Consider the following 10,328-nt stretch of genomic DNA (forward strand, 5'->3'; position numbering starts at 1 on the left):
CCTTTTTAACCTAATTAAATAGGTTTAATATCTCTCCTGTATGTATTTTAGCACTTTTCCGCTATTTTATCTAATCTACAGAGTTAAAAATTCGTAACGTATAAGTTACATTAAAAAAGAGGGGTTGTCCCCCCTCTTTTAACTGCCCTATGTATCAATTATTTAACTGCATCTTTAAGGGCTTTACCTGGTTTAAACGCAGGTACTTTGCTTGCAGGAATATCAATCTCTTGACCAGTTTGAGGGTTACGTCCTTTACGTGCAGAACGCTCACGTACCTCAAAGTTACCAAATCCGATAAGTTGTACTTTTTCAGATTTTGTTAAAGAATCAGTAATTGCTTCGAATACTGAATCTACAGCTTTTGAAGCATCCTTCTTTGAAAGGTCAGCGTTTTCAGCTACAGCATTGACTAGATCTGTCTTGTTCATGTTTTTCACCTCCTTCAAAAGGTATTAATATTATTTAACTTTTACTTTAGGCTGATTAACTTTAAAGCAAAAGTTAATCACAGAGATGACTAAATTGTTGCAAGTTTCAAACATTCAAACTACTAACATTGTTACCAAGATTTAAACAAAGATACATGGAAAATGCAACAAATACGCACTCCATCAGTGTTTTGAAGCAATTTGGTTCATCAGTAGCATATTTTTCTAGTTGATGTAACTGCATATTATCACATGCTTTGAGCTGTTTCAACACGAAATTGCATCAAATCAACGTTTTTTCGGTTTTTTTAGGTATTCTTGACTACTTTCGCATGTCATTTAATGACATTATTGACAAATTGAAGTTGAACACAAAAAACGAGTGACTTATTAGGTCACTCGCATTTTAATGATATTTTATAAAATTATAGCGATTAAACCACCGCTACCTTCATTAATGATACGCTCTAAAGTATCTTTTAATTTATAACGAGCATGTTCTGGCATTAATGTTAACTTAGCATGGATTCCTTCTCTAACAATTGAACTTAATGAGCGGCCAAAAATATCAGACTTCCAAATAGATAATGGATCTTCTTCAAAGTCTTGCATTAAGTATCTCACAAGCTCTTCACTTTGCTTCTCAGTACCAATGATTGGTGCGAATTCTGATTCTACATCAACTTTGATCATATGAATTGAAGGCGCTACCGCTTTCAGCCTTACCCCAAATCGTGAGCCTTGCCTAATAATCTCAGGTTCTTCTAATCGCATATCTTCTAATGAAGGACTAGCAATTCCATAGCCTGTTTGTTTAACCATCGATAGTGCATCAGAGACTTGGTCATACTCTCTTTTAGCATCAGTATAATCTTGTAAAAGCTCTAACAAGTGGTCTTTGCCTCTAATTTCTTCTCCAACAATTTCATTTAATACTTGATCATATAATTCATCTGATGCGTGTAAGTCAATCTCTGCAACACCTTCGCCCATTTCCATTCCAGCCATTCGCGCTTCAGTAATGAATTCATAACCATGGAATTCACCTACAACACGATCAACATCTCTTAAACGCTTAATGTTTTGAACTGTGTCTTGAATCGCTTCTTGGAACTGTTTTCGTAGCCAATGGTCTTCTTTTAATGACATTACCCAACTTGGTAAATTAACATTGACTTCAAGTACAGGGAACTCATATAAAGCTTCGCGTAAAATGTTATTAACGTCATCTTCTCGAAGATTTTCAACTGACACCGGTAGTACTGGAATATCATATTCTTCTGCAAGTTCATCTCTTAGTAAGTTTGCATTAGGTGAATGTGGTTGGCTAGAGTTTAAAACCATGATAAATGGTTTACCAACTTCTTTTAATTCATCTACAACTTGCCTTTCAGCTTCTTCGTAATCATCTCTTGGGATGTCACCGAATGAACCATCAGTTGTTACTACAATCCCAATTGTTGAATGTTCTTGAATTACTTTTCTTGTACCCATTTCCGCTGCATCATGAAATGGGATTGCTTCTTCATACCATGGAGTATGAATCATTCTTGGTCCGTTTTCATCTTCAAAACCTTGAGCACCAGTAACAGTATACCCAACACAATCGACTAAACGTACGCGAACATCTAACCCTTCTTCAACAGCTACTTCTACAGCTTGATTCGGAATGAATTTAGGCTCAGTTGTCATAATTGTTCGACCTGCAGCGCTTTGAGGAAGTTCATCTTTTGCTCTTTCTCTTTCCTGCTCATCAACGATGTTTGGTAAAACAACGAGATCCATAAAGCGTTTGATAAACGTTGATTTACCTGTTCTCACTGCTCCAACTACTCCTAAATAAATGTCCCCGTTAGTCCGTCTCGATATGTCATGAAACACGTTAAACTTTTCCATTTTATCCCTCCGACCTGATCCATTTATCGACCACTTGTTATGATTTGGCACTACTAATTTATGTCGTTGTCCTAATCAAATATGACTTAAAAATATAAAAAAATAGAGATTCTAAAAAATAATAATAGAATCTCTATTTAACCTTATGAAAGTTTATTCAGTTACTATGCCTTCTTTTAGAACAATTTGCCCATCTTCTAGATACATTTCAGGAGAAAATGCAGGGACAATTGGATAATGTTCGATTAGTAAATACCGTAAATCTTCATCATAATGATCGATATCTTCACTTTCCATTAATTGATAAACATCAGGGCGATAATCTACAACAGCTTCACCTTGTGTTGTCATGACGACATCAAGCTCTTGTCCAGTATATGGGCTAGTGACATTAGGTTCCTCTCTTAAGTTGACGCGGTCTTCATTAATAGTAAATAAACCATTTCCTAACGACTCACCATATGGAGGGTTACCTGCATTGTTACGATAAACATTAATTTCATAATTAATTGACCTTAACGTTTGCGTTACCCGTACATCTGAAACTTGTACTGTCGGTTCTTCTCGCGGATCTACAATAACATATGAATAATAGCCACCTTGTTCGTAAGCATTACCTGGTGTCTCACCAAGAATATTTTCTTCTTTTAGAGAATTAAAATTGACTGGGTACTTAATAAACAAAGGTGTGTCTTGGTCTCGTGTCTGGATTGGTAAAATACCATTATTCCGTTCACTAAACTCTTCCACAGCTTGTTGCACAGCCGCTAATTGTTCATCGTTTGTAGCCTGATTCTCTTGCATACGTTCATTGGGATACAAACAACCGGATAATAATACGGTAAAAGTTAATAAAGTTATGATTTTTAATTTCATGGTGTACTCGCCTCCTTCTACGGCGGGGTAGGCCCGCTAAACACGATGTACAAGATTATAAAACCGCCAACTAACATACAAATATAGGCTATGGCTGCAACAACTCCACTAACAATTCCTGTTAACTTATGCCTTGCTAACAGTATTAGACCAGTTGCCACAAATAGTAGAATCATACCGACAAATGATATGTACATTCTTAACATTGGTTCTGACATAGGGATGCCTTCCTTTCGCACAGTTTAAAACCATTAAAATTATAACATGAAATAGCAAGCTTATGCTTGTCCAAACATAGTTAAAAGAGGTGTAGGGGCATACACCTCTTTTTTTATGACTAACTTCCTCAAAAGTAGCTCAAAATTCTATTACATTTCATCATATGATTTTAACATTGTTATGCCAAGTCCTCTTGCCCAAATTATAACTATTTTTTGAAAATCTGTTGTAACGTTGAGTAATCTATTGAATCACTCTTTTTAACAATCATCTCTACTAATTGGTCTTCCTTTTGTTGACTCATCGGTTTATTTGCCACTCTTGCTAATTGTTTAACTAACCTACGTACAGTTCTTTCATCTGAGAAATCGGCATTTTGAACGGATTGTGCCACTTGGACAATTTCTTCAGGCGATATATTTGCTTTCTTATTCAAGTGCTCAAAAATTGACTGTTGAAAGTCTTGACTCATGTTGATCCTCCTTCTGTATGCATTCGTAATAATATATGCATTCTAAAGGAAGTTGTTCTATTTTAAGACAGATGAATTAGACTATCCATTAGAAATATGCTCTAGCTCATCCGCTTTGCTACGGTTCATTAAATCATCGACAACCTCTTTAGCTGGCTTATCATTAACAACTAGTTCATAGAGCCCTTCTGTAATTGGCATGTTCACTTCTAGTTTTTTAGACATTTGATACGCAGCTTTAGCCGTACGCACACCTTCAACGACCATTCCCATTTGATCTAATACGTCATCGAGCTTGTAACCTTTTCCTAACATATTTCCTGCACGCCAGTTTCGGCTATGTTGGCTTGTACAAGTTACGATTAAATCACCAACACCTGTAAGGCCAGCAAATGTAAGTGGGTTTGCATCCAAACGTTTTCCTAAACGGGCAATTTCTGCTAAGCCCCTCGTAATTAATGCAGCTTTAGCATTATCACCATAACCTAAACCGTCAGATATTCCTGCACCTAAAGCAATAATGTTCTTTAATGCTCCACCAATCTCAACACCTACAAGGTCTTCATTCGTATACACTCTGAAGTTCTCATTCATAAATAGATCTTGAACAATATTAGCTTGGTCTATTTGTAACGATGACACTGTAACAGTTGTTGGTTGTCTTCTACCAACTTCTTCAGCGTGGCTTGGGCCACTTAGTACGACGATTCCTTTACCTAGCTCAGAACCTAATTCTTCGGCCATCATTTCAGAAATACGTTTATTAGTCTCAGGTTCAATCCCTTTTGAGGCATGGATAATGGTTTGGTCGCTTGCTACAAAAGGTTTAACTTGTTGACACACTTGTCTAATTGCTTTAGTTGGTACTACAAACAAAATAGAATCAGCATCTTTTACAACTTTTTCTAAATTAGAATCAGCATGAATTAATTGATTTAACTGAATGCCTTCTAAATATTGTTTATTTTCACGATTATTGTTTATTTGTTCAACTTGTTCTTCACGGTGTGACCATAAAGCAACTTCATGATCATTATCGGCTAAAACAATTGATAATGCCGTGCCCCAACTTCCAGCACCTAACACAGCTACTTTCCCCATACTTTCACCTCTTTTTTAAGATCTTTGTCTTGCATAAATTTTAATAGGTGTTCCATCAAATCCAAATGCTTCACGAATACGATTTTCTAAAAACCTTTCATAAGTAAAATGCATTAAACTAGGGTCATTAACAAATACAACAAATGTTGGTGGTTTTGTTGCTACTTGAGTCGTGTATAATATTTTAAGTTTTTGTCCTTTGATAGAAGGTGTAGGATTAATTGCCAACGAGTCTTCAATTACTTCATTAAGCAAGTTTGTTTTCACTCGTTTTGAATGATTTTCACTAGCTTGTATTATTCTTGGGATCAATGTATGAATCCTTTTTGTCGTTGCTGCAGATAAGAACACAACTGGAGCATACGATAAAAATTGAAATTGCTTTCTTATGTCTTCTTCAAATTTCTTCATCGCATCTTGTGAACTGTCAACTGTATCCCACTTATTAACAACAATAACGATTGCTTTACCAGCTTCATGAGCATAGCCAGCAATTCTCTTATCTTGCTCAATAATACCAGTGTCAGCATCGATTACGACTAAAACTACATCTGAACGTTCAATTGCTTTTAATGCTCTAAGAACGCTATACTTTTCAGTTGATTCATATACTTTTCCGCGCTTTCTCATGCCTGCAGTATCAATAATTGTGAAGTCTCTACCTTCTCGCTTAAAATCAGTATCGATTGCATCTTTCGTCGTACCTTCCACATCACTAACAATGACACGATCTTCACCGAGTAAAGCGTTAACTAGTGAGGATTTACCAACGTTAGGACGTCCAATTAGTGAGAAATGAATCCGTTCATCATCCACATCGTATTGGACATCTGTCGGAAAATGTTTAACTACTTCATCTAAAACGTCACCTAAACCTAACCCATGTGTACCTGAAACAGGGTAAGGTTGACCTAATCCTAGCGAATAATATTCGTATAATAAGTCTTGCATTTCATAATTATCAATTTTGTTAACAGCTAAAACAACTGGTTTACTTGATTTGAATAGGATTTTAGCAACTTCTTCGTCCGCTGCTGTAATCCCCTCTCGACCGTTCACAAGGAACACAATGACATCAGCCTCATTTATAGCAATTTCAGCTTGTTCCCTTATTTGAACAATTAACGGTTCATCACTTAAATCAATACCACCTGTATCAATTACATTAAATGTGTTATTTAACCACTCAGCTTCAGCATATATACGATCTCGTGTTACGCCTGGCACATCTTCTACAATGGAAATTCTCTCTCCAACTAGCCGATTAAAGATTGTTGATTTCCCTACATTTGGTCTTCCTACAATGGCTACTACAGATTTCCTCATCTTTATCATCCTTTAAACACTATTCACTTTTATTGTGTCCAACTATATTCAATATACGATTAAAAAGAGTGGCGTTTAAAGCCACCCCTTTAATTACTTATTAAAATCTTTTAACTGATCACCGATTAAGTCTCCGATTTGGAAAGCACTTTCGTCATCTTCTTTTTGATACTTTTCCATCTCTTTGCTTTCCTCTGCTTCTTCTACTTCTTTTATACTTAGAGATATTCTTTGTTCCTCTTCACTAACATCTAGTACTTTCACTTTGACTGTCTGACCAACCTCTAGTACTTCTTGTGGTGTACCAATATGGTCTTTAGAAATCTCTGAAATATGAACTAGCCCCTCTACTTGTGGGAGCACTTCTACAAACGCTCCAAAGTTGACAAGTCGCTTAACTGTTCCATCTACAACAATGCCTGATTTAAGTTGCTCTTTTACTCCTGCCCATGGTCCTGGTTGTAAATCTTTAATGGATAGACCAATGCGTTCTGTATCACGGTCAACAGTAATCACTTTCACTTTAACTGTTTGGCCTACTTCTACAACATCTTCTGCTTTTTCAATGTGATCATGAGATAGTTGTGAAATATGAACTAGCCCATCAACACCACCAAGGTCGACGAACACACCAAAAGATGCGATACGTTGAACAACGCCTTCTACGACATTTCCTACTTCAAGTTGGTTGAACAGCTCTTCTTTTTTACGTTCTTGTTCAGATTCAGCAACTGCTTTATGTGATAAAATCACTCGGTTACGCTCGTCGTTAATTTCAATAATTTTGACTGATAGTTGTTTTCCTTTATACTTTTCTAAATCCTCAACATAGAAAGTCTCGATATGTGATGCCGGAATAAACCCTCTTATACCAACATCTACAATTAATCCTGCTCCAACGACTTCTGTTACAGTTGCATCAAGCACTTCCTCTTCATCATATGCTTTAAGAAGTTGTTCCCATACGATTTTATGATCTTTTGCTTTTTTAGATAAGATAATGACTTCATCTTCTAGTTTTGTAACGACTGCTTGGAACTCATCACCTTCTGATAACACTTCATTTGTATGATCAACGTGTAAATGAGATAGTTCAGAAATTGGAATAATCCCATCAAATTTAGCCCCTATATTAACAACTACTTGTTTTTCCTCTAACTTCACAACTGTCGCTGTTACTTCTTCACCAACATTTAAAACTTTTTCACTTAAATTTTCATGTCCAGTCATCTTAATTCTTCCTCCTTCTTCCTCAAAAAGAAAAAATAGCTATGTAACTAATAATAAAATAATCATAACATCATTTTTTATTTTCATCTATTAATGATTGTATATTTTCCATAATTTCATCAGTAACTTCTTGTGCTGATGGTTTGTCTTCCTTCAATGTTTCGAATTCGATCGGTGGTCCATAGATTACTTTTAAAGGCTTGAACCTTTCATACGTACCAATAATAGCACAAGGAATCACCGTAGCATTCGAACGCATAGCAAAAAAACCAGCACCCGCTAATCCTTTTTTTAGTTGTCCATCTTTGCTTCGGGTCCCTTCAGGAAACAACCCTAAAGTACCTCCATCTTCAAGAAGTCCTAAACCATTTCTTAAAGCATTACGGTCACGCATTCCTCGTTTAACCGGAAAAGCGTGTAAATTCCTTAATAAAAATCCAATACCTTTCATTTCGAACAGTTCTTCCTTTGCCATGAAGTGTATATCTCTAGGACAAGTTATACCAACAACGGGCGGGTCATAATTTGAAATATGATTTGAACAAATAATTACTGGACCTTCTTTCGGTACATTTTCCTTGCCAATAATTTTAATTCTAAATAAAAATTTAAATACTGTATAAACAACGGCTTTAGCAAATTTATAAAACATCACTTAAACTCCTTTAAAACTAGAGTAATTTTGAATGATTGAAAGGATACTTTCTTTAACTTCTTCAATTGATTTTGATGTCGTGTCAATCTCAATTGCATCATCCGCTTTCGTCAACGGTGCCATCTCCCTTTGCGAGTCAATTTGGTCACGCCTTTCAATCTCTTCTTTCAATTGCTCTAAATCAGATGCAATACCACGATCAATATTTTCTTTATGACGTCTAATCGCTCGTTCTTCAACTGAGGCTACTAAAAATATTTTCACTTCTGCATTCGGAAGAACATATGTCCCGATGTCTCTACCATCTACAACAACATTGGCTTCATCTGCCAACTTTCTTTGCATCTCAACCATATGCTCTCTGACTAATTTATGTTTAGCAACGATTGATACATTGTTCGTCACATCACTTTGACGAATATCATCTGATACATCATCACCATCAATTAGAACATCTTGCCCATCTTCTTTATGTCTAAAGGAAATTTTAATTTGTGATGCTAATTGTGCTAAAGTTTCTTCATCTTCTAAATTCACATCGTTTCGTAACGCAGCTAAAGTTAGTGCTCTATACATTGCTCCAGTATCAATATAAAGATAATCTAGTTTCTTTGCTATTTGTTTTGCTACAGTACTCTTTCCTGCTGCAGCTGGTCCATCAATTGCTACTCTCATAACTATTCCTCCATTAATTGCCTTTCTTAGCTGTTTTAATTAAACTTTTAGTTTTCTTCGTCGCTCTAATTGTCGGTCAAAGCAGTATTTAATAATGGTCTCTCTCTTGTGGTCTTCTATTGAATTAAATTGAATAGAAAGTTTATAGCCTTCTCCTTCTTTAAGAGGAGAATAACGAATAGTTTGTCCTTTAATATTCAAGTAAACATAATCATTCGCTTCAAATGGTAGGACTAGCATGAGATCAACTTCTTCATTTGGTTTGAAGCTTTGTTTCATGCTTTTTACAGCTATTCCACCACCACTTAAATCTAAAGTATGTGAAATTAATTCTTCTTTTGTTTCATCCAATGGATATACTGCCACGTCCAAATTTGTTTCAATTCTTACATATTCACGCCTTTGAACCTTTATTAACTCTTCTGTTTTCGGGAACGGTATTTCTATAATATTCATTCCCTTTTTTCTCTTCCTTTTAACTTCCGAGTAATACATATAAACAACATCATGATCACTGATGAACGAAACCCTTACTTTTGTATTTTCTAGAAAATAAAAGGTTCTGCCTGTACTTTGGTTTGTAGGGTAATCAACATATATTCTTTTTACGATTGAAATCAACCACTTTTGTATGTAACTTTTCCTCTACTTGGTCACCTTTAACTGTTTCTAGTGTTAGCTTCATTCCTACTGTTATCATTTCACTAACCCCTTTTAGTATGAGCTAACTTTATTATGACAAAAAACTATAAAAAGGAAAAGGCTAAGTTGCCTTTTCCTTCTTAAATTTTCCTATTAAACCTTTAACTATAGACTTCTTCACTTTGTTTCATGCGTTCTACTCGTTCCTCAAAACCATCATCAGCATTAATAAATACACGATAAGTTGTGGAGTCTATTGTGCCGAGGATTTCATATGTTAATACTTCTTCACCTAAATCATTTTCTATAACAGCTAATCTCTGTTCCCTAATCTCTAAACTTTGATTAACATGTTCAGTTGCTTCTTCCTCAGATAAAGTCGCTTCGAATTCACGATCTGTTCTAGTTTGTTCATTAAACACATAGTCTTTTGCTGTTAATCCTATTATGTCACCTTCATCTAATGCCACTTTTACTTGAATACTATCAGGGTAATACAGTATATCATCTTGCTCATGAACAAACTCATATACTCCTACTTTATCGTATTGTATACTTTCAACCATTTTTACATCTTCAAAATCAAGATCTTCTAATAATTGTTGTGCTTCATTCATTCCATCATGCAAACTTACATTTGCTTCGTCAAGATCTCGACTTAAGAGGTAAGATAGCACATGTCCACCTTGTCGAGTAATCTCAGCATAACCGTGCAAGTCTTCTGTATCGAACGAAGCATTATACATCGGTATAACTGAACCCTCACCAGTTTCAGTTACAACTAGCTCAGCCTGATTATCTAACT

General features: G+C 35.6%; 12 protein-coding genes and 1 pseudogene. All 13 read right to left on the bottom strand.

The window, feature by feature from the left end; genetic code table 11:
- Window positions 1–158: 158 nt before the first annotated feature.
- Entirely contained in the window at window positions 159–431 is a 273-nt protein-coding gene (locus A194_RS0111115; RefSeq protein ID WP_017186918.1) for an HU family DNA-binding protein, read from the bottom strand.
- Window positions 432–848: 417 nt separating this feature from the next.
- The gene (gene spoIVA / locus A194_RS0111120; protein ID WP_017186919.1) at window positions 849–2,327 is read right to left on the bottom strand and encodes a stage IV sporulation protein A; all 1,479 of its coding nucleotides are present in this window, start codon (window positions 2,325–2,327) and stop codon (window positions 849–851) included.
- Between the two features lie 153 nt (window positions 2,328–2,480).
- Window positions 2,481–3,203, bottom strand: coding sequence for a hypothetical protein (locus A194_RS0111125; protein ID WP_017186920.1), 723 nt, complete (start codon window positions 3,201–3,203; stop codon window positions 2,481–2,483).
- Window positions 3,204–3,220: 17 nt separating this feature from the next.
- Window positions 3,221–3,421 (bottom strand): DUF2768 domain-containing protein, encoded by a 201-nt coding sequence (locus A194_RS0111130; protein ID WP_017186921.1) that lies wholly within the window; start codon window positions 3,419–3,421, stop codon window positions 3,221–3,223.
- A gap of 209 nt (window positions 3,422–3,630) precedes the next feature.
- Window positions 3,631–3,894: a stage VI sporulation protein F gene (locus A194_RS0111135; RefSeq protein WP_017186922.1), complete on the bottom strand. Its 264-nt coding sequence runs from the start codon at window positions 3,892–3,894 to the stop codon at window positions 3,631–3,633.
- Window positions 3,895–3,975: 81 nt separating this feature from the next.
- Window positions 3,976–4,995: an NAD(P)H-dependent glycerol-3-phosphate dehydrogenase gene (locus A194_RS0111140; protein WP_017186923.1), complete on the bottom strand. Its 1,020-nt coding sequence runs from the start codon at window positions 4,993–4,995 to the stop codon at window positions 3,976–3,978.
- A gap of 15 nt (window positions 4,996–5,010) precedes the next feature.
- On the bottom strand, window positions 5,011–6,321 hold the full coding sequence (gene der / locus A194_RS0111145; protein WP_017186924.1) for a ribosome biogenesis GTPase Der: 1,311 nt from the start codon (window positions 6,319–6,321) through the stop codon (window positions 5,011–5,013).
- Between the two features lie 93 nt (window positions 6,322–6,414).
- The gene (gene rpsA / locus A194_RS0111150; protein ID WP_017186925.1) at window positions 6,415–7,551 is read right to left on the bottom strand and encodes a 30S ribosomal protein S1; all 1,137 of its coding nucleotides are present in this window, start codon (window positions 7,549–7,551) and stop codon (window positions 6,415–6,417) included.
- Between the two features lie 70 nt (window positions 7,552–7,621).
- Window positions 7,622–8,203, bottom strand: a complete 582-nt coding sequence (locus A194_RS0111155; RefSeq protein ID WP_017186926.1) for a 1-acyl-sn-glycerol-3-phosphate acyltransferase — start codon at window positions 8,201–8,203, stop codon at window positions 7,622–7,624.
- A 3-nt stretch (window positions 8,204–8,206) separates the two neighbouring features.
- Complete coding sequence (gene cmk, locus A194_RS0111160) at window positions 8,207–8,881, bottom strand: (d)CMP kinase (protein WP_017186927.1); 675 nt, start codon at window positions 8,879–8,881, stop codon at window positions 8,207–8,209.
- Between the two features lie 39 nt (window positions 8,882–8,920).
- A complete protein-coding gene (locus tag A194_RS0111165; protein ID WP_017186928.1) occupies window positions 8,921–9,337 on the bottom strand; it encodes a flagellar brake protein in 417 nt (138 codons plus the stop codon).
- 33 nt (window positions 9,338–9,370) lie between these two features.
- Window positions 9,371–9,502, bottom strand: a pseudogene (locus A194_RS21395) (flagellar brake domain-containing protein); the annotation flags it as partial.
- Window positions 9,503–9,684: 182 nt separating this feature from the next.
- Window positions 9,685–10,328 (bottom strand): PepSY1/2 domain-containing protein (locus tag A194_RS0111175; protein ID WP_017186930.1); only part of this gene is annotated, 644 nt, incomplete at its 5' end.

Origin of the sequence: Alkalibacillus haloalkaliphilus C5 (genome assembly GCF_000269905.1) — a bacterium.
In the GTDB taxonomy this organism is placed as follows: domain Bacteria; phylum Bacillota; class Bacilli; order Bacillales; family Alkalibacillaceae; genus Alkalibacillus; species Alkalibacillus haloalkaliphilus_A.

Coding starts and splice junctions, on each gene's coding strand:
- A194_RS0111165 (WP_017186928.1), bottom strand. CDS start 9,337: ATGAATATTATAGAAATACCGTTCCCGAAAACAGAAGAGTTAATAAAG.
- A194_RS0111115 (WP_017186918.1), bottom strand. CDS start 431: ATGAACAAGACAGATCTAGTCAATGCTGTAGCTGAAAACGCTGACCTT.
- spoIVA (WP_017186919.1), bottom strand. CDS start 2,327: ATGGAAAAGTTTAACGTGTTTCATGACATATCGAGACGGACTAACGGG.
- A194_RS0111135 (WP_017186922.1), bottom strand. CDS start 3,894: ATGAGTCAAGACTTTCAACAGTCAATTTTTGAGCACTTGAATAAGAAA.
- A194_RS0111140 (WP_017186923.1), bottom strand. CDS start 4,995: ATGGGGAAAGTAGCTGTGTTAGGTGCTGGAAGTTGGGGCACGGCATTA.
- A194_RS0111130 (WP_017186921.1), bottom strand. CDS start 3,421: ATGTCAGAACCAATGTTAAGAATGTACATATCATTTGTCGGTATGATT.
- A194_RS0111125 (WP_017186920.1), bottom strand. CDS start 3,203: ATGAAATTAAAAATCATAACTTTATTAACTTTTACCGTATTATTATCC.
- der (WP_017186924.1), bottom strand. CDS start 6,321: ATGAGGAAATCTGTAGTAGCCATTGTAGGAAGACCAAATGTAGGGAAA.
- A194_RS0111155 (WP_017186926.1), bottom strand. CDS start 8,203: ATGTTTTATAAATTTGCTAAAGCCGTTGTTTATACAGTATTTAAATTT.
- rpsA (WP_017186925.1), bottom strand. CDS start 7,551: ATGACTGGACATGAAAATTTAAGTGAAAAAGTTTTAAATGTTGGTGAA.
- cmk (WP_017186927.1), bottom strand. CDS start 8,881: ATGAGAGTAGCAATTGATGGACCAGCTGCAGCAGGAAAGAGTACTGTA.